The sequence below is a fragment of the Solidesulfovibrio alcoholivorans DSM 5433 genome, from assembly GCF_000702665.1.
Taxonomy (GTDB): domain Bacteria; phylum Desulfobacterota; class Desulfovibrionia; order Desulfovibrionales; family Desulfovibrionaceae; genus Solidesulfovibrio; species Solidesulfovibrio alcoholivorans.
This window is the reverse complement of sequence record NZ_JNJA01000005.1, coordinates 1-23,466: the sequence shown is the minus strand read 5'-3', so window position 1 is coordinate 23,466 and position 23,466 is coordinate 1. Positions and strand designations below refer to the sequence as shown.

Genomic DNA, 23,466 nt, shown 5'->3' with positions numbered 1-23,466 from the left:
CTGTCGTGTTGCGCCGTTCATCGGCACGCCTCCGCAAAGGGCTCGCCGCCCTGCCACAGGTGTTCGAAGGCCAGGCCCAGCATGGACGCCAACCCCTTGTTGTGAATGACCACGGCCGTGAAACGCGGCGGTCCGCCCGCCGGATCCTGCATGGACACGAGCACGCTCTCGTCGTCGAAAATCTGCATCTTGAGCGGCAGGTGCGCCACGGTGCGCACGGCAAGCCCCAGCGGGCACAGCTCGGCCACGAAGGCGGCGAGCGAGGCATCGGCCAGCACCGGCCCGTCGCAAAGCGCCCGGTAGCGCAGCCTCCGCCCGAGGGGCACGCGCATGAAGGCGCGGTTTTGCTCGAGCGACAGGATCATCGGGTTGGCGATGGCCGAATCCACGCTGCGCTTCGCCGCGGCGGCCAGGGCCAGGGCACGGTGGGCGATGCGCGTCGGACCGGAGAGCACTTCCACGGACGCCAGCGGATCGGTCTCGCCGCGACCCGCGGCAAAGACCGGCCCCAGCAGCGCTGCCAGCCGGCGCGCCAGGGCGATGCCGGCCTCGCCTTCCCGCGCCAGGGCGGCCTCGCGCTCCCGGGCGAGCAGCTCGAGCGCCGTGGCGGGATCGGCGGCGCGAAATGTCCTGGTCTCGTCCTCCCGGGCCAAGCACAACCCCTTGGCCGCAAGGCTCGCCAGCACATCGTAGACGCGCTGGCGCGGGATGCCGGCCCGGACCGCAACGGCCGCCGGGGCCAGTTCGGGGCGTTCAAGCAGGCTCACGTAGGCCGCGGCCTCGTAGCGCGTGAGCCCGAGGGCGACCAGTTCCTGGGGATCGGGCATCTGTCACCACCTCCTAGTGGTGGCAGAACTAGCACCACTATCAAGTGGTGTCAACAGCCCGTCCGCCGGGAAAAGGCTTGCCATGCCGCCGCGCGGACACTATGTCCGGCGAGGCGCGAAGCCGCCGGACGACCGTCCCGCACATGCGGCCCTCCCTCCTTCGCCTCGTCTCGCGTCCTCGAAAAACAAGCATTTTCCCGAGGACAACATATTTGAGGAATTGTTTTTCCCATAAAAATACTGACGTATTTTTATGGCCCTTTCACGCGACAACAGACGGATTCGTATGGATTTCACTTCTCCGGCACAGCTTCTCGGCTACCTCGCCTTCGTCCTCGGCATCACGGCCTTTGCCCAGCGCATCGACTGGCGGCTCAAGTTTCTCGTCGCCAGCGAATGCGTGGTCTACACGGCCCACTTCTTCCTGCTCGGCAACAACGCGGCGGCGGTCAGCGCCGCGCTTTCGGCCCTGCGCACGTTTGCCTCGCTCAAAACCCGGTCGCCGTGGGTGGCGGGGTTTTTCCTGGCGCTCAACCTGGTGCTCGGCGTGGCCGTGGCCACGGGCTGGACGGCGGTGTTCCCCATCGCGGCCGGGATCTCCGGCACGGTGGGCGTCTTTTTCCTGCGCGGCATCGGCATGCGGCTGCTGCTTTTCTGCGCGACGCTGTGCTGGCTGACCAACAACGTGTTGTCGGGCTCCATCGGCGGCACGCTGCTCGAGTCGTGCATCGCCGTGGTCAACGGCACGACCATGTGGCGGCTGTGGCGGGCGGGAAGGACGCGCTGAGGCAGGCGCTTCATGGAGCCCGGCGCCATGCGCCGGACAGGAAACGCCGCTTAAAATGGGAACGGGGCCGGTTTGCGAAGGCGCCCGGGGGGACCGAAGAGCGCCTAGAGCACCGGGTCCATGGGCAGGATGAAAAAGAAGTTGTTGCCGAGGCTCGTGGCTTCGTAGCCTTCCACGCCGCCGTGCAGGCGCACGACCTCGCGGATGAAGTACAGGCCGTGGCCGGTGCCGTACTCGCCCGAGGCGTTTTCCCCGCGCACCCCCTCCTCGAACAGGTGCGCGGCGGTTTCCGGCGGAATGGGCGGCCCGGACGTGAACACGTTGAGCTTGATGCCGTCGCGGCCCGGGCCGAAGAAGTTCTCCTTGCGCTCCCAGCCGAAGGAAATGAAACGCCGCTTGCGCCCGGCAGTGTCCGTCACCTCCCGCGTGTACTTGACCGCGTTGGAAAAGAGGTTGGCGTAGACTTGGCTCACGAGCCCGATGTCCACCACCACCTCGATTTCCTGATCCGGCACGCCGCCAAGGGAAGTGTCGATCTCGATGCCGCGTTCCTCGAACCGGGGCCGGTAGCGCTCCAGCTGCAGGTCGATGACCTGCTTCTTGAAGTTGCAGGCGCGCTTTTCGAGCACGTACCGCCCCTCCTCGAAGTGGGAACGGCGCAGCAGCGTCTCCAGAAACAGGCTCGTCTGCTCGTAGTGCGTGAGAATCTGGCGGTACTGGTCCATGAGGCCCTCATGGATGTAGCCGAGGTCGCGCAGGAGCTTGTCCTTTTCCGGCGGCAGGGGCTGGTTCGCCCCCGCCTCGTTCTCGAAGGTCTGCTTGAGCTTCCACTCGAAGAACTTGAGCAGGTCGATCTTGGAACGCAGCCGCTTGTAATAGAGCTTGAAATAGATGTTGGGCACGATGACGTTGTGCCCGATGTCCTTGACCAGACTGCGGATGAACTGGAGATGTTCCTTGTTCTTGTTGGCCAGGATGCGGTTGTGCAGCTGGTAGCCGAAACGGTTGGCGTAGCGCTCGAAAAAGAGCCGTTCGTGCTCCGAGAGTTTTTCCGCGGGATAGATCTCCAGCATGCCGAACACGTCTTCCTTGGGCGTGAACGGCAACTGCGAAATCAGCTCGTGGTTGCCCTTGATGGGGATGAGGAACCGGCCCTCGCGCTCCACGGCCTTTTGCGGAAAAGGCAGGTCGGCCAACTCCCCGGCGTCGGCCTCCAGGCACTGGTAGGCGCAGCGCCGGATACTGCCGCTCTTGTTGTCCAGGACATAGAGCGTGCAGTCGATGTCGAAGAACATCTTGGGAATCAGCAGGCAGACCGCGTAGAGATGCTCCAGGGTGGGGAACTCCTGGGCCAGGTCGAAAAAGATGTTGAGCGAGATGCTTTGCAGGGCGGTAAAGTTGTAGGCCTCGTAGTCGTCCATTTTCTGATGGACGCGCCGGGCCACCGCCTCCAGTACCTGGCGGTCGAGCACGGACGGATCGTCCGAGGCGCCAAGGCGCAATGCCGTAAGCTGCTCGGCGACGTCCCTGGCGCTTGCCATGCGAAGCCTCCCGGATGCGGTTTCCGCATCTTCCATACCCGCGATAGACGGGGAAGACAATACGCCGTGCTCAGTCGATGCGGATTTCGATGGGCCCCGGGGAGAAGCCCTTGAGTTCGCGCAGCATGCCGCGAATGCCCGAGGCCAGGATGCGCTCGACAAAGGGATTGACCGTCAGCGGCCGCCCGCCCACGGTGACGGCAAGGGCGGTCTGCGTCGTGGCGCAGTCCCCGGGCGTGGCGCGGCCGGCCAGGATGTCGGCGGCGAGCCCGGCGCAGCCGTCGCGGCCGCAGGCCCCGCAGTCCAGGCCCGGCAAGGCGAAGCCCCGCTCGAGCACGGCCTCGGCCACGGCCTCCACGCTGTCGAAATGAGGCAGGCCGGAAACGCGCACCGGACCGTAGACGCCAAGGACAAGCCCGGGTTCCGAGAGCTTTTCCGCCTCATCGGCGTCGCGCAGCACGAGCACCCTGGGGGCAATCGCATGTTCGCGCCCGCCCTCCATGACCAGCACCTCGCCGTCGAGCATGGCGACCATGTCCGAGAGCTTGCGCGGATCGTTCCAGAACAGCGCGCTCTCCGTGGCGGCGATGGCCCCCACCGTGCGGCAATGGGGCAGGAAGCGGTCCGTGTCCGTGTCTTCCTTGTCCAGGCCCGGGTTGTGGGTGCACTTGAGCGCGCACGGCGCGATGCCGCGCCCGGCGAAATGGGCGAGCAGCGCCTCGCACAGCGTGGTCTTGCCGGATTTCTTGAAGCCGAGGACCTGCACGCCTTTCATGGCGTCCTCCCTTGATCGTTCGTAGCGGAAACAAACGCCAGGCGTTCGTGCCCTTCGCCCGCGACAGGCGCGGCGAGGCGGCCTTCGCGCAGCCACAGAATGTCGTCGCTGATGGCGCGCAGCCACTGCTGGTCATGGCCGCTGATCACAAGCGACGTGCCCTGCTCCTCCCGCGCGGCGAGCACCGCCTTGCGCACGAGTTCCGCGCTCTCGCGGTCGAGGTTGGCCGTGGGCTCGTCGAGGAGCAGCACCCTGGGGCGCAACGCCAGCCGCGCGGCCAGCGCCACCCGCTTGACCTCGCCCCCGGAAAGCTGCCGCCAGGAGCGCGAAGCGAACCGCGCCGGATCGAGCCCGACCTGCGCCAGGGCCGCGTCCACGCGCTCCCGGATGTCCGGCGCGCGCCGCACGGCCAGGCCGTAGCCCACGTTGGCCCGCACCGAGCGCTTGAGGAGATACGGCTCCTGGGGAAAATACGTGACCTCGCCGCGCAGCTCCCATTCCCGGCCGAGCGTCGGCTGCCCCAGGTACAGGAGCTCGCCCGCGGCCGGGGCTTCGAGAAAGGCGAGCAGGCGCAGCAGCGTGCTCTTGCCCCCGCCGTTGGGCCCGGCCAGGCCGAGAATCGCCCCGGCGGGAAGCACCAGATGGTCGATATGCAGGACTTCGCGGCCGGCGTAGCGCTGGACCACGCCGGAAAGTTCGTACAGGGCGCTCACGCGGCGGACCTGCCACGACAGGCGGCGGCGGCGAGGTTGACGATGAAGGCGATGACCATGAGCACGATGCCGAGCGCGATGCCCGTGGCGAATTCGCCCTTGCCGGTTTCCAGGGCGATGGCCGTGGTGATGGTGCGCGTGTCCCACTTGACGTTTCCGCCGAGCATCATGGAAATGCCGATCTCGGAGACGATGCGGCCGAAGGCGGCGGTCGTCGCGAGCAGCATGCCGAAACGGGCCTCGGAGACCGTGGCCCAGAAGACGTGACGGGGTTTCGCGCCAAGGGTCAGAAGCGTGGGGCGAAGCCTGGGGTCGAGGTTTTCCACGGCCTGGGCCGTGAGCGCAATAACGATGGGCAGCCCCAGGATGGTAAGGCCCACGGCCATGCCCGGCACGGTGAAAAGAAGCCCCCACTCCCCGAGGGGACCACGCCTGGAAATGAAGGCGTAGACCACGAGTCCGATGACCACCGTGGGGAAGGAGAGAAAAGTTTCGACGACGAGGCGCGCCGCCCGCTTGCCGGGAAACGAGCAGTAGCCGAGCAGGAACCCGGCCGGAGCGCCAAGCAGGAGTGTGGCGGCCATGGCCTCGAAAGTGACAACGAGGGTCGTCCAAACAGCGGAAAACGTTTCAGGGTCGCCATCAAGGAGCAGGATCAGGGCCTGACGCAGGCCGTCGAGGATGTAGTTCATGGCGTTCCTGTCCGCCCCGGCCGACGCGCGCGCGTCCTGCGCCGGCCGGGGGCCAAGCGACGATTACTGCTTGGCGGCGTTGGGAGTGAAGAGCTTCTTGCCCTTGAGGGCGAAGTCCCCCACGACCTTCTGGCCCTTGGCCGAAGCCAGCCATTTGCGGAACGTCTCGGCGGCTTCGAACTTCACGTTCTTGCACTTCTCGGGATTAATGGAAATCACGCTGTACTGATTGAGCAGCGGCTTGTCACCTTCGACCAGGATCACCAGGGCGGGCTTGCCCTTGGCCTGATCGTCATACGCGATATAGGTGCCGCGGTCGACCAGCGTGTAGGCGCCGCGCTCGCCGGCCATGGACAGCGTCGCCATCATGCCCTGCCCGGCCGAAGCGTACCAGGACTCCTTGTCCGGCACCGGCATGTTCGCGACCTTCCACAGGGACTGTTCCTTCTTGTGGGTGCCGGAATCGTCACCCCGGCTGACGAAGGGAGCCTTGGCCGCGGCGATGGCGGCCAGAGCCTCGTCGGCCTTCTTGCCTTTGACCTTGGCCGGGTCGGCTGCCGGACCCACGAGGACGAAGTCGTTGTACATGACCTCGGTGCGGTTCACGCCGCTGCCCTCTTCCACGAACTTCTTCTCCGCGGCCGGCGCATGCACGAGCAGCACGTCCACGTCGCAGTTTTTGCCGTGCTCCAGGGCCTTGCCGGTGCCCACGGCCACCCATTTGAGCTCGATGCCCGTATCCTTCTTGAAGGCCTCGGCGAGCACGGGGAGCAAGCCGGTATCGTCGGTGCTGGTGGTGGTGGCCATCATGAGGGTGACGGGTTCCTTTTTGGCGAAAGCCGGGGCCGCGCAGACAAACGCCAGCACGAGCCCGAGGGCGGTGATACGACGGATCATGGTTTCCTCCTCTGTTTAGTTTGGCTTAACATAACGATTACCATGGCATATTTTATATTTCCTCACAAGGCGCGACGCTCCCCTGATTTCTTGGAGTAAAAATCTTACCTCCGCTGGCCGCCTTGCCGCACGACGGCGCTGCTCCGTTCCCTATCGGAAAAAAAAATACCGCAAACCATCTAAAGGAATTTTCAAGGCGGACGATAACGCTAGCGATAAGGCTGTTGTCTTACTTCCCTCTACAATTCCGCAGCAAGAGTCACGAGACACTCCAAAATCCTTGGTATTATTTTAGTCAATCGCAAAATGCAGGCACGTCGTTGTCTACATTTTGCTTTGCATTGTCATTTTGTCAAAAAAAAATCCTGTTTTTTTCCCTAAAGGGATTTTCAGGAGGTCCGATAAAGCGTGCAAGCAGTCGCCACAAGGAGGCTGCGCACAGGAATGAGGCACCGGAGTATTGCAACAATGTCACTGCCAAGGAGCAAGCCAGCGCATCGCGCAAGCAGCACCAACGACTTACCCCATGCCGCCGGCGAGCTCCTCGCCTTCATGGGCAACTAGCTGGATGCACAAACTTTTCAAGGAGGAAAAGCCATGTCGCTCGTTATCAACCACAACATGATGGCCATGAACGCTTCTAGGAACCTGTCCAATTCCTACAGCGCCCTTGCCACCTCGACCAAGCGTTTGTCTTCGGGTCTGCGCATCAATACCGCCGCCGACGACGCCGCCGGCTTGGCGATTCGCGAACTCATGCGCTCCGACATCTCGGCCATCAACCAGGGCGTGCGCAACGCCAACGACGCCATCTCCATGATCCAGACGGCGGACGGCGCGCTCCAGGTCGTGGACGAAAAGCTCATCCGCATGAAGGAACTGGCCGAACAGGCCGCCACCGGCACCTACACCTCGGACCAGCGCCTCATCATCGATTCGGAATACCAGGCCATGGCCTCGGAAATCACCCGAATCGCCAACGCCACGGATTTCAACGGCATCTACCTGCTCAACGGCAACCTGTCCGGCGCGACCCACAACGGTTCCGGCATCAATGCCACCGGCAAGCTCAAGGTGCATTTCGGTTCCGGCAACGCCAGCGCGGAAGACTACTACTACGTGCAGATCGGCACCTCCACGGCTTCGGCCCTGGGCGTGGGCATCGGCGCGGCTTCCACGTCGAAGGGCCGCAGCATCTCCACGCAGCAGCAGGCCCAGGAAGCCCTGGACGCCATCAAGACGGCCATCGTGTCCAAGGACAAGATCCGCGCTAACCTGGGCGCCCTGCAGAACCGCCTGGAGAACACCATCTCCAACCTGCAGATCCAGGCCGAAAACCTCCAGGCCGCGGAATCGCAGATCTCGGACGTGGACGTGGCCACGGAAATGACCCAGTTCGTGCGGGAACAGATCCTCACCCAGTCTGCGGTGGCCATGCTCTCCCAGGCCAACTCCCTGCCGAAGATGGCCATGCAGCTCATCGGCGGTTAATAAGCGAACGCAGCCCACAAGCAAAGGGCCGCCCGGGAATCCGGGCGGCCCTTTTTCATGCAGGGGATCGCAGCAGCATCAAAGCCCGTTGCCGCAGGCGCGCAGGAACAGGCGCTGGGCCGGGAACATGTAGCGCCGGCCATGCTGGATCACAAAAAAATCACGCCGCATGGCGAGTCCCTCGGACGGCAGGAGGGCGATGCCGCCGCGCTCCAGGTAGTTGGCCGCGGCCATGCGCGAGATGGCGGCCACGCCGAGGCCGGCCTCCACGCATTCGAGAATGGCCACGGACGAATGCACTTGCAGCACGACGCGCAGTTCGTGCATATCTATGCCAGCCTGGGTCAGGGCCTGTTCAAGGGCCAGCTGCGTGCCAGATCCCGGTTCGCGCATGACCCAGGGAACGCCGAGGAGCCTGGCTTTGAGGTCCCCTGTTTTTGCACGGGCCACTGCCAAGGCTGCGGGCGCGATGAGCACCAACTCGTCCTGGAGAATGGGTTTGGAGACGAGTTCGGCCTGGGACGCGGGCGCGCCGACAATGCCCACGTGAGCGGTCCCTGCCGCGACCATGGCAATGATCTCGGAGGTGTCACCGCCGCGCACTTCGATGCGCACTTCGGGATAGTTGCCGAGAAAACGGGCGATGAGCCTGGGAATGATGTACTGCGCGGGGATGGTGCTGCCGCCGATGATCAGTTCGCCGGCCACCCTTTTGGACAGGGCCAGAATATCCGCCCTGGCGTGGTCGAGTTGGCTGAAAATGGCGCTACAGTAGCGGTAAAGGACGTTGCCGGCCTGGGTCGGCAGGATGGTGCGTCCCAGACGGTCGAAAAGCTGGGTGTCGAGTTCCTCTTCCAGGGCCATGACATGGGCGCTGATGGTCGGCTGGGACAGCAGCATCTCTTCACCAGCCTTGGAAAAGCTGCGCAGGTCGTAGACCTTGGCAAAGGCCTGAAGCCGCCTAATATCCATAGCAAAAATCTACTCCATAGACAAAACCTATACAACAGAACAAAAAAAGAGCGGAACCCGAAGGTTCCGCTCTGAATAAACAAACTATTCCTGCGGCGCTTCGGGCGTCGCCGGGGTTTCGGCCGGAGCAGAGGCTGCGGCCTCCTTGGGTGCTTCTTCCCCGGCCTGCCTGGTCAGCTCGATGACCGCCATGGCAGCGCAGTCACCGGCGCGGGGCAGGCCCATCTTGACGACCCGGGTGTAGCCGCCGGGTTGGCCCTTGAAGCGGGGGGCGATCTCATCGAACAGGCGCGCCACCAGCTGATGGTTCTCGAGGACCTTGTAGACCAAGCGACGGGCATGGACGCTGTCGGTCTGAGCCAGGGTCACGAGGTGCTCGACGACGCCGCGCAGCTCTTTGGCCTTGTGTTCGGTGGTGCGGATGCGCTCGTGGATGAAAAGCGAGCGCGCCATATTGCGCAGCATCGCCTTCCGATGGGAGGCGTTTCTGCCAAACTTGCGTCCGGATTTCTTATGTCTCATCGGCCTGCTTCCTCTTCAGCCATTCCTGGTATTTTTGTTCGAAGTTCTCGATGCGCATGCCGAACTCGAGGCCCATATCCTCCAACACCCGGCGGATCTCCTCGAGGGATTTCTTGCCGAAGTTTTTGGTCTTGAGCATCTCGTTTTCGGTTTTCTGCATCAGTTCGCCAACGGTCTGGATATTGGCGGACTTGAGGCAGTTGGTGGCGCGCACGGAGAGTTCAAGCTCGTCGATGCTCTTGAAAAGGCTCGGATTGAGCTCGATATCGTCACGGCGGCGCGCCTTGTCGGCCTCGGATTCCTTCTCATCGAAATTGATGAAGACCGTCAGTTGGTCCTTGAGGATCTTGGCGCTATAGGAGATGGCGTCCTCGGGGCTCAAGGAACCGTCGGTGGCGACTTCGAGGACGAGCTTGTCGTAGTTGGTCATCTGGCCGACGCGGGCCTGTTCGATGGCGTAGGCCACTTTCTTGACCGGCGAGAAACTGGAATCCAGGAGGATCAACCCGATTTCGGCGTCCAGGCCCTCGTGCATGTCGGCGGTGACGTAGCCCTTGCCCATGCGGACCTCGAGCTCCATGCGCAGTTCCCTGTCGTCGGACAGGGTGGCGATCAGGACATCATCGCTTAAGACGGTGACGTTCTGGTTGCCCTGGATGGCGCCGGCAAACACCTCGCCCTTCTGGTTGGCCACAAGAGTGAGGCGTTGCGGGTCCTCGGTGGTCATGGCGAAGCGGACCTGCTTGAGGTTGAGGATGATTTCGGTCACATCCTCGATGACCCCCGGAATGGTCGAGAACTCGTGCTGCACGCCCTCGATGCGGGCGGCGACGATGGCCGCGCCCTGCAGGGAGGACAGCAGGGTCCGGCGCAAAGCGTTGCCGAGCGTCGTGCCGAATCCGCGCTCCAGGGGCTCGCACACGAACCGGCCGACGGTATCGGTCGAGACGGCGTCGCGTTCGAGCTTTTCCGGCTTGACCAGTTCGGTCCAGTTGCGGGAGTTGATGAGCCTTTGGCCGTTGCGAATCAACATGGCGTCCCCTTATGCAAAGCGTACTTTGCCGATTACTTGGAGTAGAGCTCGACGATGAGCTGCTCGTTGATCGGGAACTGCACGTCCTCGCGGGTAGGCAGGGCGTTGACCTTGCCCTTGAGCTTTTCGCCGTCGACCTCGAGCCAGGCGGGGCAGCCGCGCCGCGCGATGACCTGTTGGGCTTCGAGGATGATGGGGGACTGGCGGTTGCGCTCACGAACTTCGATGACATCCCCGACCTTGACCTGCATGGAGGGGATGGTCACGCGGTGGCCGTTAAGGGTGAAGATGCCGTGCCGCACGAGCTGGCGAGCCTGGTTGCGCGAATTGGCGAACCCGAGGCGGTAGATGACGTTGTCCATGCGGCGTTCGAGAAAGGAGAGCAGGTTTTCACCGGTGACGCCGGTCTTCATGTCGGCGCGATGGAAGTAGGCGCGGAACTGCCCTTCCAGGATGCCGTACATGCGGCGGGTCTTCTGTTTTTCACGCAGCTGGATGGCGTAATCGCTCATCTTTTTGCGGATGCGGCCGTGCTGGCCGGGAGCGTAGGGACGGCGTTCGTAGGCGCATTTGTCCGTGTAGCAACGGTCGCCCTTCAAAAACAGCTTGGCCCCTTCCCGGCGGCAAATCCGGCATTTCGCTTCTGTGTAACGTGCCAAGGTCGTTCCTCCTGAGTGCCGCGGGCCGTGGGCGTTTTGCGCCAGCGCAACGCGTCCCGCATGGTGTCCGTTTCGTCCTGTCGGGCGATGCGCGCCCCCGCGGCGAACCGAAAGTCAATCCAGGCCCGACGGCGGGCCTGGAACAGTGTATACCAAGGGCCGGCGGCAGGCGCCGCCGGCGAAAAACTCCCGCCCGATCAGACGCGGCGCCGTTTCGGAGGACGGCAGCCGTTGTGGGGGATGGGGGTGATGTCACGGATGAAGCTGACCTTGAACCCCGCGTTGTGGATGGCGCGCATGGCGGCCTCGCGACCGGAGCCGGGGCCCTTGACCAGGATGCCGACAGTGCGCATGCCGTTTTCCTGGGCCTTGCGGGCGGCGTTCTCCGCCGCGACCTGGGCGGCGAAGGGGGTGGACTTGCGAGAGCCCTTGAAACCCGCGCCGCCGGAGGTGGCCCAGCTGACCACATTGCCCTTCTGGTCCGTGAAGGTCACGATGGTATTGTTAAACGAGGCCTGGATATGGGCCACGCCTACGGGAATGTTCTTGCGTTCTTTCTTGCCGGTGCGGCGCGGTTTCGCCATCACGTGTCTCCACAAAGCCCTTTCGGGTCGATTTACCGTTTGGTGCCGGTTGCCTGTCGCAAAAAAACAGACGTTATTTCTTCTTCTTGGCCATCACACCACGGCGCGGGCCCTTGCGGGTACGCGAATTGGTGTGGGTGCGCTGGCCGCGACAGGGCAGCCCCCGGCGGTGGCGCAGGCCGCGATAGCAGCCGATGTCCATGAGGCGCTTGATATTGGCGGTCACATCACGCCGCAAATCGCCTTCGACCTTGTGATTGGCCTCGATTTCCTTGCGGATGGTGTTGGTTTCTTCGGGGGTGAGGGTGTCGGAATTCTTCGTCCAGTCCACACCCGTCGCCTCGAGAATGTGAAGCGCCGTCGTCCGACCGATACCGAAAATATAGGTCAGGGCGATATCCATCCGTTTGTTTTTGGGCAGGTCGACTCCCGCGATTCTGGCCACGACGTTCCTCCGTTATCCCTGGCGTTGCTTGTGCCGGGGGTTCTCGCAGATCACCCGCACGATGCCGTGGCGACGGATGATTTTGCACTTGGGACAAAGTTTTTTCACAGAAGGTTTCACTTTCATGACGCTCTCCGTCTCCTGGCGACGAAAACAACCGATGCCGCGTGCGGTATCGGTCGCATCAATCGGGCAGGCTTAAAATCCGAGGACCGTTTTTGGTCACAGCCACCGTATGCTCGAAATGGGCGGACAGGCTGCGGTCCTTGGTCACGGCGGTCCAGTTGTCCGAAAGGACTTCGACATCGGGTCCGCCGGCCGTCACCATGGGTTCGATGGCCAACACCATTCCGGGCTGAAGCGGGACGCGCGGCGCTCCCTTTGGCTCGAAATTCGGGATTTCGGGCTTTTCATGGAGCTTTCGCCCGATGCCGTGACCAACAAACCGTCTTACAACACTTAGCCCCTGGCCTTCAACATATTTTTGCACGGCTCGCGAAATGTCATAGAGGTCGTTGCCGGAAACCGCCTGTTCGATTCCTGTAGCCAGGGATTCCCGTGTGACCTCGAGCAGTTTCGCCGTTTCCGCCGCCACTGGCCCCACCGGGACCGTAGTCGCGGAATCGCCGTAGAAGCCGTCGTAGACCACGCCGAAGTCGAAACTCACGATGTCGCCCTCGACCAGTACGCGGTCCGAGGGAAAGCCGTGCACCACTTCCTCGTTGACCGAGCAGCACAGCGCATACGGAAACCCGTACATGCCCAGAAACGCCGGCTTCACCTTGAAATCGTCGCAGCGTTTGCGCGAGATTTCCTCAAAGAGCATGGTCTTGACGCCAGGCTTCACCGCCTCGCGCAGATCGTTCAGGATGACGGCCACGATGCGGCATGCCTTGCGCATGGCCGCGATTTCAAGGTCGTTTTTGAGGAAGATTCCCCTGACCTTTTTCAATTTCTACTGCCTGCCCTTGAGTCTCCCCTTCTGCATGAGACCTTCATACTGGCGGGAGATAAGATACGACTCAATTTGCGACATAAAGTCCATGGCCACGCCGACCACGATCAGAAGCGAGGTGCCACCGAAATAAAAGGGCACGTTGAACTGTTGGATCATGACCATGGGCAGGACACAGACGACCGAGATATACATGGAACCCCAGAGTGTGATGCGGGCCAGAACCTTGTCGATGTACTCCTTGGTTTTGGCGCCGGGGCGGATGCCGGGGATGAAGCCGCCCTGCTTGCGGATGTTCTCCGCAATATCGGCCGGATCGAAGATGATGGCCGTATAGAAATAACAGAAGAATACGATCAGCGTCACGAAGATCACGTTGTAAGTGACCGTCTGCGGGCTGAAAAACGCCGCGATCTGTTTGAGCAGGGGCACGCTCGAAAATTCGCCGAGCGTGGCCGGGAACAACAGGATCGAGGAGGCAAAGATCGGTGGAATGACGCCAGCCGTGTTCACGCGCAGCGGCAGGTGCGTGGTCTGGCCGCCGTACATCTTCCGCCCCACCATGCGCTTGGCGTACTGGATAGGGATGCGTCGTTGCCCGCGCTCCATGAAGACGATGGCCGCAAGCACCGCGACCATGAGCGCCACGATGAGGACCAGGACGAACAGCGAAAGCTCGCCCGCCTTGAGCAGGTCCAGGGTGGACAGCACCGCGCGAGGCAGCCCGGCCACGATGCCGGCGTAGATGATCATGGAGATACCGTTGCCGATGCCCTTTTCCGTCATCTGTTCGCCGAGCCACATCAAAAAGACGGTGCCCGCGGTCAGAGTCAAGATCGTCATCAGCCTGAAACTCCAACCGGCGGCGAGCACTACGGGAGCGCCCGTAGGGCTGGCCATGCTCTCCAGGCCCACGGCGATGCCGAAACCCTGGATGATGGTGATGAGCACCGTGCCGTAACGGGTGTATTGCGTTATCTTCTTGCGCCCGGCCGCTCCGTCCTCCTTCTGCATCTTGGCCAGCTCCGGGCTGACCACGGTCAGCAGCTGGATGATGATGGAGGCGGAAATGTAAGGCATGATCCCCAGGGCGAAGATGGAAAGGTTGCGCAGCCCTCCGCCGGAAAACATGTCGAACAGACCGAACAGCGTATTTTTGGCGCTTTCAAAGAAATCCGCCAAGGCGGCCGAATCCACGCCGGGCACGGGAACGTGCACACCGATGCGGTAGACGGCCACCAAAACGAAGGTCCAAAGGAGCTTCTTCTTGAGCTCCGGCAGACGGGCCAGATTCTCGACTCCGGTAAGGGCCACGGCAACTTCCGTTTATTCGGTAGGAGTTTCGGCGTCAGCGGCCTCGACCCCGAGGGTCACGGCCTTGCCACCGGCAGCAGTGATCTTTTCCGCGGCCTTGGCGCTGAAGCGGTGTGCTTCGACGGTGACGGCGGCGGAAATCTCACCCTGGCTCAGAATCTTCACCAGCGCCCCGGTCTGGGCCAGGCCGCGGGCATAGATGTCTTCCAGGCTAATGGCGTCCTTGCCCTCGAACGCGGCCAGCAGCCGGTCGAGGTTCAGGGGCTGGTAGACCACCTTGAACTTGTAGTTCTTGAATCCGCGTTTGGGCAAGCGGCGGGCCAGAGGCATCTGGCCGCCCTCGAACCAGGGGCGCTCGGACACGCCCGCACGGGCGTTCTGGCCCTTGTTGCCCTTGCCGGCGGTGCAGCCCTGACCGGTGGCGCGACCGCGGCCGATGCGCTTGCGGTTCTGGCGCTCTTCGGGGAAGGGATAGAGCTCGTGCAGCTTCATGACTCGGTCACCTCAACCAGGTGCTTGACCTTCGCGATCATGCCGACAACGGAGTCGGTCTTTTCGAGGGTACGCGCCTGACGGATTTTCTTGAGTCCCAGAGCGGCCAGGGTGGCGCGCTGCTTGGGCGTGTTGCCGAAACGGCTTTTGGCCAGGGTCACGGTAATGGTTGCCATGGCTGTATTCCTTATTTGCGCGGGGTGGCCAGGGCCTTGCCGCGCATGGCACCGACGGTGTCGGCGTGGCGCAGCGACGCCAGGCCTTCCATGGTGGCGCGCAGGACGTTGTGCGGATTGTTGGTGCCGATGGCCTTGGTCAGGATATCATGGACGCCGCAGGCCTCCATGATCGCGCGCACCGGGCCGCCGGCGATGATGCCGGTCCCCTTGGAAGCGGGCTTGAGCATGACGCGGCCGGCGCCGAAGTGACCAAGGACTTCGTAAGGCAGGGTGCCGTCGAGCAGGGGAATGCTGATCATCCCCTTGCGCGCCTGCTCCGTGGCCTTGCGAATGGCCTCGGGAACCTCGTTGGCCTTGCCCAGGCCGTAGCCCACAGAACCCTTGCCGTCTCCGACGACGACCAGGGCGCTGAAGCTGAACCGACGGCCGCCCTTGACGACTTTGGCCACGCGGTTGAGGTACACGATCTTTTCGATCTGACCGAGGTCGGTCTGCTGGTCCATGCCGTCTTCCTTGCCGCGCTTATTAGAATTTGAGGCCGCCATCCCGCGCTCCGTCGGCCAGGGCTTTGATCCGGCCGTGATAGATGTAGCCGTTACGGTCGAAAACAACGGCTTCGATATTGCGTTCCAGGGCCTTTTGGGCCAAGTCCTTGCCCACCTTCTCGGCGGCTTCCTTGTCGGCCTTCATGGCCTCGCCGCCCTTGCCCAGGGTCAGGCTGGACGACGACACCAGGGTCTGGCCGGTGAGGTCGTCGATGACCTGGGCGTAGATGTGCCGGTTGGACCGGAACACGACCAGCCGGGGACGCTCGGCGGTGCCGGCCAGCTTCTTGCGGATGCGGACTTTCCGGCGCGCGCGCGCCAGGGTCTTGGTCATCTTCATGGTGCGGTCCTATTTCTTGCCGCCGGACTTACCGGCCTTGCGACGAATGGTTTCGTTTTCGTACTTGATGCCCTTGCCCTTGAAGGGCTCGGGCGGACGCACGCGGCGGATGCGGGCGGCGGTTTCGCCGAGCAGCACCTTGTCGATGCCCGCGAGCGTCAGTTTGTTGCCTTCGACCTTGGCCTCGATGCCGGTCGGCAGCTTGAAGTCCACCGGGTGCGAGTAGCCGACAGCCAGGGTCACGGTATCCGCGGAAGCGGACACCTTATAGCCGACGCCGATGACTTCAAGGGTCTTGCTGAAGCCCTTGCTCACGCCCTCGACCAAGTTGGCCAGGAGGGTGCGGCGCAGGCCGTGTTGGGCCCGGGCCATGCGCGTGTCGTCCACGCGGGTCACAGCGACCTTGCCGTCCTCGATCGCATAGGCGACCTTGGGATGTGTGGGGGTGGACAGCTGGCCCTTGGGACCCTTGACCGTCACCGCCTCGGGAGCCACCTCGACGGACACGCCGGAGGGAAGCTCGATTTCGCGTTTGCCTATCCTGGACATGACATCTTCTCCGCGACGTGTCGTCTTACCAGATTTCGCACAGGAGCTCGCCGCCAACGCCGAGTTCCCGGGCCTTGCCGCCTTCGAGGATGCCCCGAGAGGTGGACAGGATGCTGATGCCCAGGCCGTTTTGGACCTTGGGAATCCCACCCGCCCCGACGTACACGCGCCGGCCGGGCTTGCTCACCCGCTTCAGTCCAGCAATGAGCGGCTTGCCGCCGTTATACTTGAGGTTGATGGACAGGGAGGCTTCGGCCACGGAAAAGTCGGCGATATAGCCTTCTTCCTTCAAAATGGCGGCGATGGAAGCCTTCAGTTTCGAGGTCGGGACAATCAGATCCGCGTGCAGGGCCCGGTGGGCGTTGCGAATGCGGGTCAGCATATCGGAAATGGGGTCGGTTACCGACATGGGTACCTTCTCCTTCGGCTACCAGCTCGACTTGCGCACGCCGGGCATTTCACCGGTCAGCGACATGTTACGGAAGCAAATACGGCACACGCCGAATTTGCGCAAAAACGCCCTGGGACGACCGCAGATAGGACAGCGGTTATAGGCTCTGGTGGAAAACTTCGGCTTGCGGCTGGCTTTCACCATCAACGATTTGCGGGCCACGACCGTTCTCCTTACTTTTTAAACGGCATGCCGAGAAGGTCGAGAAACATCTTTCCCTCCTTGTCGGCGCATGCCGTGGTGACGATGGTGACGTTCATGCCCTTGACGTGTTCGACGCGATCCACGTTTATTTCCGGGAAGATCGTATGCTCCCGGACGCCGAGGGTGAAATTGCCGCGGCCGTCGAACCCGCGATCAGGCACGCCGCGAAAATCGCGAACCCGAGGGAGGGCGAAATTAATCAGTTTGTCGAGGAAGTCCCACATCCGATCCCGGCGCAGCGTGACACGGCAACCCACCGGCATGCCTTCCCGGAGCTTGAACGCTGCAATGGACTTGCGGGCGCGTGTCACCACGGCCTTCTGTCCGGAGATGGCGGTCAGCTCGACTACGGCTTCCTCGATGAGCTTGTTATTGTTGCTCGCTTCGCCCAAGCCCATGTTGAGCGAAATGAAGGAAAGCCGCGGGATTTGCATGCTGGAGGTGTACCCGAACGCCTTCTTCAGTTCCGGGGCTACCTTCTCGGCATAAATTTTTTCCAGGCGGGTCATACCGTTTCCTTTTCTCCTCACGCGATTTCGTGGTTGCACTTCTTGCAGAAGCGCACCTTCTTGCCGTCGACGGTTTCCTTGTAGCCGATCTTGGTCGGCTTGGCGCAGGCGTCGCACAGTAGCGAGACGTTGGAGATGTCCAACGGCGCTTCCTTCTCGACGATGCCCCCGGGAACCTTGGCGTAGGGATTGGCCTTGGTGTGGCGCTTGACCATGTTCACCTTTTCCACCAGCACGGCGTTCTTCTTGGGCAGGATCTTGAGCACCTTGCCCACCTTGCCCTTGTCCTTGCCAGCGGTGACCATCACCTTGTCGTTCTTGCGGATGCGATACGTTTTCATGGGTTCCTCGATGTCGCTGCCGTGCGTCCTACAGGACCTCGGGGGCCAGGGACACGATCTTCATGAAGTTTTTCTGACGCAGCTCACGGGCCACGGGGCCGAAGATGCGGGTGCCCACGGGTTCGAGCTGCGCGGAAAGCAGCACGGCCGAATTGGAGTCGAACTTGATGTAGGACCCGTCAGGCCGTCCCACTTCCTTTTTCGTACGCACGACGACGGCCTTCATCACCGCGCCCTTCTTCACCTTGGAATTGGGCAGGGCGTCCTTGACGGACACGACGATGATGTCGCCGACCGAAGCGTAGCGGCGACGGGAACCGCCGAGCACCTTGATGCAGCTGACTTTCTTCGCGCCGGAATTGTCCGCCACGTCGAGCTGGGTTTCAACCTGGATCATGACGACGCTCCTAGACCGCTTTTTCCATGATTTTCACGAGGGCCCAGCGCTTGCGGGCGGACAGCGGACGGTGCTCGATGATGCTCACCGTATCGCCAATCCCGCAGTCGTTGTTCGGATCGTGAGCCATGAACTTTTTGCGGCGACGAATGTACTTCTTGTACAGCGGGTGCTGGACCAGTGTCTCGACCATGACCACGATGGTCTTGTCGGCCTTGTCGGACACCACCACGCCGGTCAACTGCCGGCGATTGCTCTTATGTTCTTCCATGGCGAACCCCGATTAGGCTTGGCGCTTCTTTTCATTTTGCACCGTCAGGATGCGCGCGATGTTCTTGCGGACCTCGCGCAGACGGTGGGTTTTTTCCAGCTGCGCCGTGGCGTGCTGGAAACGCAGCTTGAAGAGTTCCTCACGGGACTCGCCAAGCTTCTTGGCCAGGCCCTCGGCATCGAGATCGCGCAGTTCGGCGTTCTTCATGACTAGATGCCCTCCTTGGCCACGATCTTGGTCTTGATGGGCAGCTTATGCATGGCGCGGGTCAGCGCTTCCTTGGCCGTCTCCATATCGACGCCCTTGATCTCGTACAGCACGCGGCCAGGCTTGACGGCGGCAAACCAGCCGACGGGCGCGCCCTTGCCTTTGCCTTGACGGACTTCGGCGGGCTTTTCCGTCTTGACGCGGTCCGGGAAGATGCGAATCCAGACTTTGCCGCCGCGTTTGATGTGACGCATAATGGCGACACGGGCGGCCTCGATCTGCTGGCTGGACAGCTTGCCATGCTCCATGGCCTTGATGCCCACTTCACCGAAATCGATGGAGGCACCCCTGGTGGCCGGGCCGCGCAAGCGACCCTTCTGCATCTTGCGGAACTTGGTTTTCTTGGGAGCCAACATTACGCTTCCACCTCATGATCCAGAATCTCGCCTTTGAAAATCCAGACCTTCACGCCGATGACCCCGTAAGTGGTCTTGGCAATGGCGTAGCCGTAATCGATGTCGGCACGCAGGGTCTGCAGCGGCACGCGGCCGTCGCGGTACCATTCGGAGCGGGCGATTTCCGCCCCGGCCAAGCGGCCGGCGCAGGAGACCTTGATGCCCTCGGCCCCGAACTTGCGGGACAGGCCGACCGTACGCTTCATGGCCCGGCGGAAGGCCACGCGGCGCTCCAACTGCAGGGCGATGTTCTCGGCCACCAGCTGGGAATCGATCTCGGGACGCCGAATCTCGTTGACCTCGACCGTGAATTCGCGGCCGAAGCGCTGTTTGAGATCGCCGCGCACCTTTTCGATCTCCGTGCCCTTGCGACCGATGACGATGCCCGGCCGGGCGGTGTGGATGATCAGGCGGATCTTGCCGCCGGCGCGTTCGATCTCGATTTTGGAAATCCCGGCGTGGTACAGGCTCTTCTTGACGAACTTGCGAATCTTGTTGTCCTCGAAAACAAACGCGGGATAATCCTTTTTGGAAAACCAGCGGGACAGCCAATTCTTGTTGTACCCGAGCCGGAACCCGTAGGGATGTACTTTCTGGCCCATTTGTGTCGCTCCTAGTTCTCGGCCACTACCACGGTGATATGGCTCGTGCGCTTGATAATCCTGAAAGCACGGCCCATGGAGCGCGTCATGATGCGCTTCCAGGTCGGCCCAGGATTGACGATCACCTGCTTGACCGTGAGGTTGTCGATGTCCACGCCCGAAATCTGCTCCGCATTGGCCACGGCAGAGTGCAGTACCTTCCCGATGAGCTTGGCGGATTTTTTCGGCGTGAACTTCAGTATGTTCATGGCCTCCTCAACAGGGCGGCCAAGGATGTTGGCAGCGACGAGGCGGGCCTTTTGCGGCGACACGCGGATGAATTTGGCTCTGGCTTTGGCTTCCATGGCTTTATCCCGACCGGGAACAATCCCCGGCTACTTTTTCACTTTGCTTTTCTTGTCCGCGGCATGGCCGTGGAAGGTCCGCGTGGGCGCGAACTCGCCAAGCTTGTGGCCGACCATGTTTTCGGAAACGAACACCGGAATGAACTTCTTGCCGTTGTGCACGGCGAAGGTGAGTCCCACCATTTCGGGCAGGATCATGGACCGACGCGACCACGTCTTGATGACCCGGCGGTCCTTGTTCTCCACGGCGTAGGCGATCTTCTTCTCCAGGTGACCGTCGACAAACGGGCCTTTTTTCAGCGAACGAGGCATAAGCGTTTCCCCTTACTTTTGTCCGCGCCGTTTGACGATGAGCTTGGACGAGGGCTTTTTCTTGTTGCGGGTCTTGTAGCCCTTGGTCGGCTTGCCCCACGGGGTGACCGGATGGCGGCCGCCGGAGCTCTTGCCCTCGCCACCGCCCAGCGGATGGTCGACGGGGTTCATGGCCACGCCGCGCACCTTGGGGCGGTTACCGAGCCAGCGGTTGCGGCCGGCTTTGCCGATGGAGATGTTCTCGTGCATCACGTTGCCGACCTGGCCGATCGTAGCCAGGCAGCTGGCCAGGATGTTGCGCACTTCACCCGAGGGCAGGCGCAGCAGGGCGTACTTGCCTTCCTTGGCCACGAGCTGGGCGTAGGTGCCGGCGGCGCGGCAAATCTGACCGCCCTTGCCCGGGTTGAGCTCGATGTTGTGCAACAGCGTGCCCACCGGGATCTTTTTCAGCGCCAGGGCGTTGCCGGGCTTGATGTCTGCGGCGTCGCCAGAGGTGACCGTATCGCCGACGGAAATGCCAACCGGCGCCAGAATGTAACGTTTCTCACCATCGGCGTAATGCAAAAGCGCAATACGGGCGCTACGGTTGGGGTCATACTCCACGGAGAAGACCTTGGCCGGGACGTCGAACTTGTCGCGCTTGAAGTCGATGATGCGATACAGGCGCTTGTTGCCGCCGCCCCGCCGCCGCGAGGTGATCCGGCCGTAGCAGTTGCGGCCGGAGGCGCGGGGAAGACCCTCAACGAGGGACTTCTCGGGCTCGGTCCGGGTGATCTCCTCGAAGGTGGAGACCGTCTGGAACCGGCGGCCGGCCGACGTGGGCTTGAGCTTGCGGATGGACATGACTAAACCCCTTCGAAGAACTCTATTTTATCACCCTGAGCCAGGGTCACGTAGGCTTTCTTGTAGCCCGGGATGCGCCCGGTCACCCGGCCCATGCGCGAACGGGCGAGGGGACGGCGACGCACGACGCGCACGCCGGCGACCTTTACCGAAAAAGCCTTTTCCACAGCCTTGGCGATCTCGATCTTGTTCGCCTCGGGGTGGACGAAAAAAACCACCTGATTGGCGGCGTCCTTCAGCATGGTGGCCTTTTCGGAAACCAGGGGCCGCAGCAGTATGTTAGCGTACTCCATGACCGAGCCTCTCCTGGACCTTAAGCGCCGCGTCCTTGACCATGACCAAATGGTCGTGGCGCAGGACGTCATACACGTTGAGCATGTCTTCCCGGACCACTTTGATTCCGGGAATGTTCCTGGCGGAAAGCTCGAGATTGTTATCCGAAGCGGACAGAACAATCAAGGCTTTTTTCAGTCCGAAATCAGAAGTCACCTTGACCATGTGCTTGGTCTTGACTTCCGGCACGGACAGGGTGTCCACGAGGACCAGCGAGGCGTCCCCGAGCTTGGCCGAGAGGGCCATGCGCAGGGCCAGCTGGCGCACCTTGCGATTAACCTTGAAGGAATAGTCGCGGGGCTGCGGCCCGTGCACGATGGCGCCGCCACGCCAGATGGGCGAACGGTTGGAGCCGGCGCGGGCGCGGCCCGTGCCTTTCTGGCGCCACGGCTTCTTGCCGCCGCCGCTGACATAGGCCCGGGTCTTGACGCTGTGCGTGCCGGCGCGCTTGGCGGCGAGCTGGGCCCGCACCACCAGGTGCAGCAGTTCGGGCTGGACCTCGACTTCAAAGACCTCGGGCGCCAGATCGACGGAGCCGATCTCCTGGCGGGCCTGGTCATAGAGTTTTACGTTTGCCATAGGTATACCCGTTACCCCTGCTTGCGCACCATGACCACGCAGTTGCGCGGTCCGGGCACCTGACCCTTGACCAGGATCAGGTTCTGTTCCGGGCGGACGTCGACGACTTCGATGCCCATGACGGTCACGGTGCGCGCGCCCATATGGCCGGCCATCCGTTTGCCCTTCATGACCTTGCCCGGTTCGGTGTTGTTACCGATGGAACCGCCTGAGCGGTGGGCTTTTTCCGTACCGTGGGTCTTTTTAAGGCCCGAGAAGTTCCAGCGCTTCATGACGCCGGCGAAGCCCTTGCCTATGGAGGTACCAGTGACCTTGACAGTCTCGCCCGGGGCGAAGATGTCCACAGTCACGTCCATGCCCTGTTCGAAGGCAGACGGTCCGTCCAGACGGATTTCGCGCAGCACCCGGAAGTAGCCGCGGGCGGCCTTGTCCAGGTGGCCCTTGGCGGGCTTGTTGACCTTGCGCTCAGGGATCGTGTCGAACCCGAGCTGCATGGCGTTGTACCCGTCCTTCTCCATGGTCTTGACCTGGGTGACGGGACAGGGGCCGGCCTCGATAACCGTGACCGGGATGATCGATCCGTCGTCGCCGAAAATCCGGGTCATGCCCAGTTTCCGGCCAAGAATTCCAAGCGTGGCAGCCATGCCGACCTTCCCTTAGAGCTTGATTTCCACGTCGACGCCGGCGGGCAGGCTCAGCTTGCCGAGCGCGTCCACCGTCTGCTGCGTGGGCTCCATAATGTCCAGAAGCCGTTTGTGAACCCGCATCTCGAACTGTTCGCGGGACTTCTTGTCCACGTGAACGGAGCGGTTGACCGTAACCTTGTGGATGTCCGTGGGCAGCGGGATGGGCCCGGCCACGCCCGCGCCGGTGTTGCGCGCGGTGTCCACGATTTCGCCTACGGCCTTGTCCAGGATGCGGTAGTCGTAAGCCTTGAGTTTGATACGAATGCGATCGTTTTGCATGGAAACCATGATATTACTCCACGATTTCCGACACGACGCCGGCGCCGACGGTGCGGCCGCCTTCGCGGATGGCGAAGCGCAGGCCCTTTTCCATGGCGATGGGGGCGATCAGTTCCACGTTGAAGGTGGCATTGTCGCCGGGCATGACCATCTCGACGCCCTCGTTCAGGGTGACGACGCCCGTGATGTCGGTCGTGCGGAAGTAGAATTGGGGACGGTAGCCCGTGAAGAACGGCGTGTGACGGCCGCCCTCTTCCTTGTTCAGGACGTACACTTCGGCCTTGAACTTGCGGTGCGGCGTGATGGAACCCGGCTTGGCCAGAACCTGGCCGCGTTCGACC

The 23,466-nt window shown here is 62.4% G+C and carries 39 protein-coding genes; 2 read left to right on the top strand and 37 right to left on the bottom strand.

Features of this window, described 5'->3' with window-relative positions:
- Nucleotides 1–17: 17 nt before the first annotated feature.
- On the bottom strand, nucleotides 18–827 hold the full coding sequence (locus Q368_RS0110755) for a TrmB family transcriptional regulator (protein ID WP_029459075.1): 810 nt from the start codon (nucleotides 825–827) through the stop codon (nucleotides 18–20).
- Between the two features lie 286 nt (nucleotides 828–1,113).
- Here Q368_RS0110755 and Q368_RS0110750 point away from each other — a divergent pair, with 286 nt between their 5' ends.
- Entirely contained in the window at nucleotides 1,114–1,614 is a 501-nt protein-coding gene (locus Q368_RS0110750) for a YgjV family protein (protein ID WP_029459074.1), read from the top strand.
- A gap of 104 nt (nucleotides 1,615–1,718) precedes the next feature.
- Here Q368_RS0110750 and Q368_RS0110745 read toward each other — a convergent pair whose 3' ends face one another.
- From Q368_RS0110745 to Q368_RS0110725, 5 genes are all read right to left on the bottom strand, one after another.
- The gene (locus tag Q368_RS0110745; protein ID WP_029459073.1) at nucleotides 1,719–3,155 is read right to left on the bottom strand and encodes a sensor histidine kinase; all 1,437 of its coding nucleotides are present in this window, start codon (nucleotides 3,153–3,155) and stop codon (nucleotides 1,719–1,721) included.
- Nucleotides 3,156–3,225: 70 nt separating this feature from the next.
- On the bottom strand, nucleotides 3,226–3,930 hold the full coding sequence (locus tag Q368_RS0110740) for a molybdopterin-guanine dinucleotide biosynthesis protein MobB (protein WP_029459072.1): 705 nt from the start codon (nucleotides 3,928–3,930) through the stop codon (nucleotides 3,226–3,228).
- Nucleotides 3,927–4,643, bottom strand: coding sequence for an ABC transporter ATP-binding protein (locus Q368_RS0110735; RefSeq protein WP_029459071.1), 717 nt, complete (start codon nucleotides 4,641–4,643; stop codon nucleotides 3,927–3,929). Before Q368_RS0110735 ends, Q368_RS0110740 begins: the two co-directional genes overlap by 4 nt.
- Nucleotides 4,640–5,335: an ABC transporter permease gene (locus Q368_RS0110730; protein ID WP_029459070.1), complete on the bottom strand. Its 696-nt coding sequence runs from the start codon at nucleotides 5,333–5,335 to the stop codon at nucleotides 4,640–4,642. The genes Q368_RS0110735 and Q368_RS0110730 overlap by 4 nt, the downstream gene beginning before the upstream one ends.
- Nucleotides 5,336–5,398: 63 nt before the next feature.
- Complete coding sequence (locus tag Q368_RS0110725) at nucleotides 5,399–6,232, bottom strand: ABC transporter substrate-binding protein (RefSeq protein ID WP_029459069.1); 834 nt, start codon at nucleotides 6,230–6,232, stop codon at nucleotides 5,399–5,401.
- 597 nt (nucleotides 6,233–6,829) lie between these two features.
- Here Q368_RS0110725 and Q368_RS0110720 point away from each other — a divergent pair.
- A complete protein-coding gene (locus Q368_RS0110720; RefSeq protein WP_029459068.1) occupies nucleotides 6,830–7,723 on the top strand; it encodes a flagellin N-terminal helical domain-containing protein in 894 nt (297 codons plus the stop codon).
- Nucleotides 7,724–7,801: 78 nt separating this feature from the next.
- Here Q368_RS0110720 and Q368_RS0110715 read toward each other — a convergent pair whose 3' ends face one another.
- The 31 genes from Q368_RS0110715 to Q368_RS0110570 form a co-directional block, all read right to left on the bottom strand.
- Nucleotides 7,802–8,695, bottom strand: a complete 894-nt coding sequence (locus tag Q368_RS0110715) for a selenium metabolism-associated LysR family transcriptional regulator (RefSeq protein ID WP_029459067.1) — start codon at nucleotides 8,693–8,695, stop codon at nucleotides 7,802–7,804.
- Between the two features lie 84 nt (nucleotides 8,696–8,779).
- The gene (rplQ, locus tag Q368_RS0110710; RefSeq protein ID WP_029459066.1) at nucleotides 8,780–9,217 is read right to left on the bottom strand and encodes a 50S ribosomal protein L17; all 438 of its coding nucleotides are present in this window, start codon (nucleotides 9,215–9,217) and stop codon (nucleotides 8,780–8,782) included.
- Nucleotides 9,207–10,250, bottom strand: coding sequence for a DNA-directed RNA polymerase subunit alpha (locus Q368_RS0110705; protein WP_029459065.1), 1,044 nt, complete (start codon nucleotides 10,248–10,250; stop codon nucleotides 9,207–9,209). The genes rplQ and Q368_RS0110705 overlap by 11 nt, the downstream gene beginning before the upstream one ends.
- Before the next feature lie 32 nt (nucleotides 10,251–10,282).
- Entirely contained in the window at nucleotides 10,283–10,909 is a 627-nt protein-coding gene (gene rpsD / locus Q368_RS0110700) for a 30S ribosomal protein S4 (RefSeq protein ID WP_029459064.1), read from the bottom strand.
- A 197-nt stretch (nucleotides 10,910–11,106) separates the two neighbouring features.
- A complete protein-coding gene (gene rpsK, locus Q368_RS0110695; protein ID WP_029459063.1) occupies nucleotides 11,107–11,493 on the bottom strand; it encodes a 30S ribosomal protein S11 in 387 nt (128 codons plus the stop codon).
- Nucleotides 11,494–11,566: 73 nt separating this feature from the next.
- Complete coding sequence (gene rpsM / locus Q368_RS0110690) at nucleotides 11,567–11,938, bottom strand: 30S ribosomal protein S13 (RefSeq protein ID WP_029459062.1); 372 nt, start codon at nucleotides 11,936–11,938, stop codon at nucleotides 11,567–11,569.
- 12 nt (nucleotides 11,939–11,950) lie between these two features.
- Nucleotides 11,951–12,064, bottom strand: a complete 114-nt coding sequence (gene rpmJ / locus Q368_RS0110685; RefSeq protein ID WP_029459061.1) for a 50S ribosomal protein L36 — start codon at nucleotides 12,062–12,064, stop codon at nucleotides 11,951–11,953.
- A 58-nt stretch (nucleotides 12,065–12,122) separates the two neighbouring features.
- Complete coding sequence (map, locus tag Q368_RS0110680) at nucleotides 12,123–12,890, bottom strand: type I methionyl aminopeptidase (RefSeq protein ID WP_029459060.1); 768 nt, start codon at nucleotides 12,888–12,890, stop codon at nucleotides 12,123–12,125.
- Between the two features lie 3 nt (nucleotides 12,891–12,893).
- The gene (secY, locus tag Q368_RS0110675) at nucleotides 12,894–14,207 is read right to left on the bottom strand and encodes a preprotein translocase subunit SecY (protein ID WP_029459059.1); all 1,314 of its coding nucleotides are present in this window, start codon (nucleotides 14,205–14,207) and stop codon (nucleotides 12,894–12,896) included.
- Between the two features lie 12 nt (nucleotides 14,208–14,219).
- Nucleotides 14,220–14,699, bottom strand: coding sequence for a 50S ribosomal protein L15 (gene rplO, locus Q368_RS0110670; protein WP_029459058.1), 480 nt, complete (start codon nucleotides 14,697–14,699; stop codon nucleotides 14,220–14,222).
- Nucleotides 14,696–14,875, bottom strand: a complete 180-nt coding sequence (gene rpmD, locus Q368_RS0110665; protein WP_029459057.1) for a 50S ribosomal protein L30 — start codon at nucleotides 14,873–14,875, stop codon at nucleotides 14,696–14,698. Before rpmD ends, rplO begins: the two co-directional genes overlap by 4 nt.
- An 11-nt stretch (nucleotides 14,876–14,886) precedes the next feature.
- Nucleotides 14,887–15,381 carry a 30S ribosomal protein S5 gene (gene rpsE / locus Q368_RS0110660; RefSeq protein WP_029459056.1) on the bottom strand — a complete coding sequence of 165 codons (495 nt, stop codon included), beginning with the start codon at nucleotides 15,379–15,381 and terminating at the stop codon, nucleotides 14,887–14,889.
- Nucleotides 15,382–15,403: 22 nt separating this feature from the next.
- On the bottom strand, nucleotides 15,404–15,763 hold the full coding sequence (rplR, locus tag Q368_RS0110655) for a 50S ribosomal protein L18 (RefSeq protein WP_043785692.1): 360 nt from the start codon (nucleotides 15,761–15,763) through the stop codon (nucleotides 15,404–15,406).
- Between the two features lie 9 nt (nucleotides 15,764–15,772).
- Entirely contained in the window at nucleotides 15,773–16,312 is a 540-nt protein-coding gene (rplF, locus tag Q368_RS0110650; protein ID WP_029459054.1) for a 50S ribosomal protein L6, read from the bottom strand.
- A gap of 25 nt (nucleotides 16,313–16,337) precedes the next feature.
- Nucleotides 16,338–16,721, bottom strand: coding sequence for a 30S ribosomal protein S8 (gene rpsH, locus Q368_RS0110645; protein WP_029459053.1), 384 nt, complete (start codon nucleotides 16,719–16,721; stop codon nucleotides 16,338–16,340).
- A gap of 18 nt (nucleotides 16,722–16,739) precedes the next feature.
- Nucleotides 16,740–16,925, bottom strand: coding sequence for a type Z 30S ribosomal protein S14 (locus tag Q368_RS24510; protein WP_084158740.1), 186 nt, complete (start codon nucleotides 16,923–16,925; stop codon nucleotides 16,740–16,742).
- An 11-nt stretch (nucleotides 16,926–16,936) separates the two neighbouring features.
- Complete coding sequence (gene rplE / locus Q368_RS0110640; protein ID WP_029459052.1) at nucleotides 16,937–17,476, bottom strand: 50S ribosomal protein L5; 540 nt, start codon at nucleotides 17,474–17,476, stop codon at nucleotides 16,937–16,939.
- 17 nt (nucleotides 17,477–17,493) lie between these two features.
- The gene (gene rplX / locus Q368_RS0110635; RefSeq protein ID WP_029459051.1) at nucleotides 17,494–17,817 is read right to left on the bottom strand and encodes a 50S ribosomal protein L24; all 324 of its coding nucleotides are present in this window, start codon (nucleotides 17,815–17,817) and stop codon (nucleotides 17,494–17,496) included.
- Between the two features lie 28 nt (nucleotides 17,818–17,845).
- On the bottom strand, nucleotides 17,846–18,214 hold the full coding sequence (rplN, locus tag Q368_RS0110630; RefSeq protein ID WP_029459050.1) for a 50S ribosomal protein L14: 369 nt from the start codon (nucleotides 18,212–18,214) through the stop codon (nucleotides 17,846–17,848).
- 10 nt (nucleotides 18,215–18,224) lie between these two features.
- Entirely contained in the window at nucleotides 18,225–18,485 is a 261-nt protein-coding gene (rpsQ, locus tag Q368_RS0110625) for a 30S ribosomal protein S17 (RefSeq protein WP_029459049.1), read from the bottom strand.
- A 12-nt stretch (nucleotides 18,486–18,497) separates the two neighbouring features.
- A complete protein-coding gene (rpmC, locus tag Q368_RS0110620; protein WP_029459048.1) occupies nucleotides 18,498–18,692 on the bottom strand; it encodes a 50S ribosomal protein L29 in 195 nt (64 codons plus the stop codon).
- A gap of 2 nt (nucleotides 18,693–18,694) precedes the next feature.
- Nucleotides 18,695–19,108 carry a 50S ribosomal protein L16 gene (gene rplP, locus Q368_RS0110615; RefSeq protein ID WP_029459047.1) on the bottom strand — a complete coding sequence of 138 codons (414 nt, stop codon included), beginning with the start codon at nucleotides 19,106–19,108 and terminating at the stop codon, nucleotides 18,695–18,697.
- Nucleotides 19,108–19,749, bottom strand: coding sequence for a 30S ribosomal protein S3 (gene rpsC / locus Q368_RS0110610; protein ID WP_029459046.1), 642 nt, complete (start codon nucleotides 19,747–19,749; stop codon nucleotides 19,108–19,110). Before rpsC ends, rplP begins: the two co-directional genes overlap by 1 nt.
- An 11-nt stretch (nucleotides 19,750–19,760) precedes the next feature.
- Entirely contained in the window at nucleotides 19,761–20,093 is a 333-nt protein-coding gene (gene rplV / locus Q368_RS0110605; RefSeq protein ID WP_029459045.1) for a 50S ribosomal protein L22, read from the bottom strand.
- 30 nt (nucleotides 20,094–20,123) lie between these two features.
- Nucleotides 20,124–20,405, bottom strand: a complete 282-nt coding sequence (gene rpsS, locus Q368_RS0110600) for a 30S ribosomal protein S19 (RefSeq protein WP_029459044.1) — start codon at nucleotides 20,403–20,405, stop codon at nucleotides 20,124–20,126.
- 12 nt (nucleotides 20,406–20,417) lie between these two features.
- Nucleotides 20,418–21,248, bottom strand: a complete 831-nt coding sequence (gene rplB, locus Q368_RS0110595; protein ID WP_029459043.1) for a 50S ribosomal protein L2 — start codon at nucleotides 21,246–21,248, stop codon at nucleotides 20,418–20,420.
- 2 nt (nucleotides 21,249–21,250) lie between these two features.
- The gene (gene rplW / locus Q368_RS0110590; protein ID WP_029459042.1) at nucleotides 21,251–21,541 is read right to left on the bottom strand and encodes a 50S ribosomal protein L23; all 291 of its coding nucleotides are present in this window, start codon (nucleotides 21,539–21,541) and stop codon (nucleotides 21,251–21,253) included.
- Complete coding sequence (rplD, locus tag Q368_RS0110585) at nucleotides 21,528–22,160, bottom strand: 50S ribosomal protein L4 (RefSeq protein WP_029459041.1); 633 nt, start codon at nucleotides 22,158–22,160, stop codon at nucleotides 21,528–21,530. Before rplD ends, rplW begins: the two co-directional genes overlap by 14 nt.
- 11 nt (nucleotides 22,161–22,171) lie before the next feature.
- Nucleotides 22,172–22,804, bottom strand: a complete 633-nt coding sequence (gene rplC, locus Q368_RS0110580; protein ID WP_029459040.1) for a 50S ribosomal protein L3 — start codon at nucleotides 22,802–22,804, stop codon at nucleotides 22,172–22,174.
- A gap of 12 nt (nucleotides 22,805–22,816) precedes the next feature.
- Entirely contained in the window at nucleotides 22,817–23,134 is a 318-nt protein-coding gene (rpsJ, locus tag Q368_RS0110575; protein ID WP_029459039.1) for a 30S ribosomal protein S10, read from the bottom strand.
- 4 nt (nucleotides 23,135–23,138) lie between these two features.
- A partial coding sequence (locus Q368_RS0110570; RefSeq protein WP_029459038.1) for an EF-Tu C-terminal domain-related protein occupies nucleotides 23,139–23,466 on the bottom strand: 328 nt, incomplete at its 5' end.

Coding starts and splice junctions, on each gene's coding strand:
- Q368_RS0110755 (WP_029459075.1), bottom strand. CDS start 827: ATGCCCGATCCCCAGGAACTGGTCGCCCTCGGGCTCACGCGCTACGAG.
- Q368_RS0110750 (WP_029459074.1), top strand. CDS start 1,114: ATGGATTTCACTTCTCCGGCACAGCTTCTCGGCTACCTCGCCTTCGTC.
- Q368_RS0110745 (WP_029459073.1), bottom strand. CDS start 3,155: ATGGCAAGCGCCAGGGACGTCGCCGAGCAGCTTACGGCATTGCGCCTT.
- Q368_RS0110740 (WP_029459072.1), bottom strand. CDS start 3,930: ATGAAAGGCGTGCAGGTCCTCGGCTTCAAGAAATCCGGCAAGACCACG.
- Q368_RS0110730 (WP_029459070.1), bottom strand. CDS start 5,335: ATGAACTACATCCTCGACGGCCTGCGTCAGGCCCTGATCCTGCTCCTT.
- Q368_RS0110725 (WP_029459069.1), bottom strand. CDS start 6,232: ATGATCCGTCGTATCACCGCCCTCGGGCTCGTGCTGGCGTTTGTCTGC.
- Q368_RS0110720 (WP_029459068.1), top strand. CDS start 6,830: ATGTCGCTCGTTATCAACCACAACATGATGGCCATGAACGCTTCTAGG.
- Q368_RS0110715 (WP_029459067.1), bottom strand. CDS start 8,695: ATGGATATTAGGCGGCTTCAGGCCTTTGCCAAGGTCTACGACCTGCGC.
- rplQ (WP_029459066.1), bottom strand. CDS start 9,217: ATGAGACATAAGAAATCCGGACGCAAGTTTGGCAGAAACGCCTCCCAT.
- Q368_RS0110705 (WP_029459065.1), bottom strand. CDS start 10,250: ATGTTGATTCGCAACGGCCAAAGGCTCATCAACTCCCGCAACTGGACC.
- rpsK (WP_029459063.1), bottom strand. CDS start 11,493: ATGGCGAAACCGCGCCGCACCGGCAAGAAAGAACGCAAGAACATTCCC.
- rpmJ (WP_029459061.1), bottom strand. CDS start 12,064: ATGAAAGTGAAACCTTCTGTGAAAAAACTTTGTCCCAAGTGCAAAATC.
- rplO (WP_029459058.1), bottom strand. CDS start 14,699: ATGAAGCTGCACGAGCTCTATCCCTTCCCCGAAGAGCGCCAGAACCGC.
- rpmD (WP_029459057.1), bottom strand. CDS start 14,875: ATGGCAACCATTACCGTGACCCTGGCCAAAAGCCGTTTCGGCAACACG.
- rpsE (WP_029459056.1), bottom strand. CDS start 15,381: ATGGACCAGCAGACCGACCTCGGTCAGATCGAAAAGATCGTGTACCTC.
- rplR (WP_043785692.1), bottom strand. CDS start 15,763: ATGAAGATGACCAAGACCCTGGCGCGCGCGCGCCGGAAAGTCCGCATC.
- rplF (WP_029459054.1), bottom strand. CDS start 16,312: ATGTCCAGGATAGGCAAACGCGAAATCGAGCTTCCCTCCGGCGTGTCC.
- rpsH (WP_029459053.1), bottom strand. CDS start 16,721: ATGTCGGTAACCGACCCCATTTCCGATATGCTGACCCGCATTCGCAAC.
- rplE (WP_029459052.1), bottom strand. CDS start 17,476: ATGACCCGCCTGGAAAAAATTTATGCCGAGAAGGTAGCCCCGGAACTG.
- rplX (WP_029459051.1), bottom strand. CDS start 17,817: ATGAAAACGTATCGCATCCGCAAGAACGACAAGGTGATGGTCACCGCT.
- rplN (WP_029459050.1), bottom strand. CDS start 18,214: ATGATCCAGGTTGAAACCCAGCTCGACGTGGCGGACAATTCCGGCGCG.
- rpsQ (WP_029459049.1), bottom strand. CDS start 18,485: ATGGAAGAACATAAGAGCAATCGCCGGCAGTTGACCGGCGTGGTGGTG.
- rpmC (WP_029459048.1), bottom strand. CDS start 18,692: ATGAAGAACGCCGAACTGCGCGATCTCGATGCCGAGGGCCTGGCCAAG.
- rplP (WP_029459047.1), bottom strand. CDS start 19,108: ATGTTGGCTCCCAAGAAAACCAAGTTCCGCAAGATGCAGAAGGGTCGC.
- rpsC (WP_029459046.1), bottom strand. CDS start 19,749: ATGGGCCAGAAAGTACATCCCTACGGGTTCCGGCTCGGGTACAACAAG.
- rplV (WP_029459045.1), bottom strand. CDS start 20,093: ATGGAAGCCAAAGCCAGAGCCAAATTCATCCGCGTGTCGCCGCAAAAG.
- rpsS (WP_029459044.1), bottom strand. CDS start 20,405: ATGCCTCGTTCGCTGAAAAAAGGCCCGTTTGTCGACGGTCACCTGGAG.
- rplB (WP_029459043.1), bottom strand. CDS start 21,248: ATGTCCATCCGCAAGCTCAAGCCCACGTCGGCCGGCCGCCGGTTCCAG.
- rplW (WP_029459042.1), bottom strand. CDS start 21,541: ATGGAGTACGCTAACATACTGCTGCGGCCCCTGGTTTCCGAAAAGGCC.
- rplD (WP_029459041.1), bottom strand. CDS start 22,160: ATGGCAAACGTAAAACTCTATGACCAGGCCCGCCAGGAGATCGGCTCC.
- rplC (WP_029459040.1), bottom strand. CDS start 22,804: ATGGCTGCCACGCTTGGAATTCTTGGCCGGAAACTGGGCATGACCCGG.
- rpsJ (WP_029459039.1), bottom strand. CDS start 23,134: ATGGTTTCCATGCAAAACGATCGCATTCGTATCAAACTCAAGGCTTAC.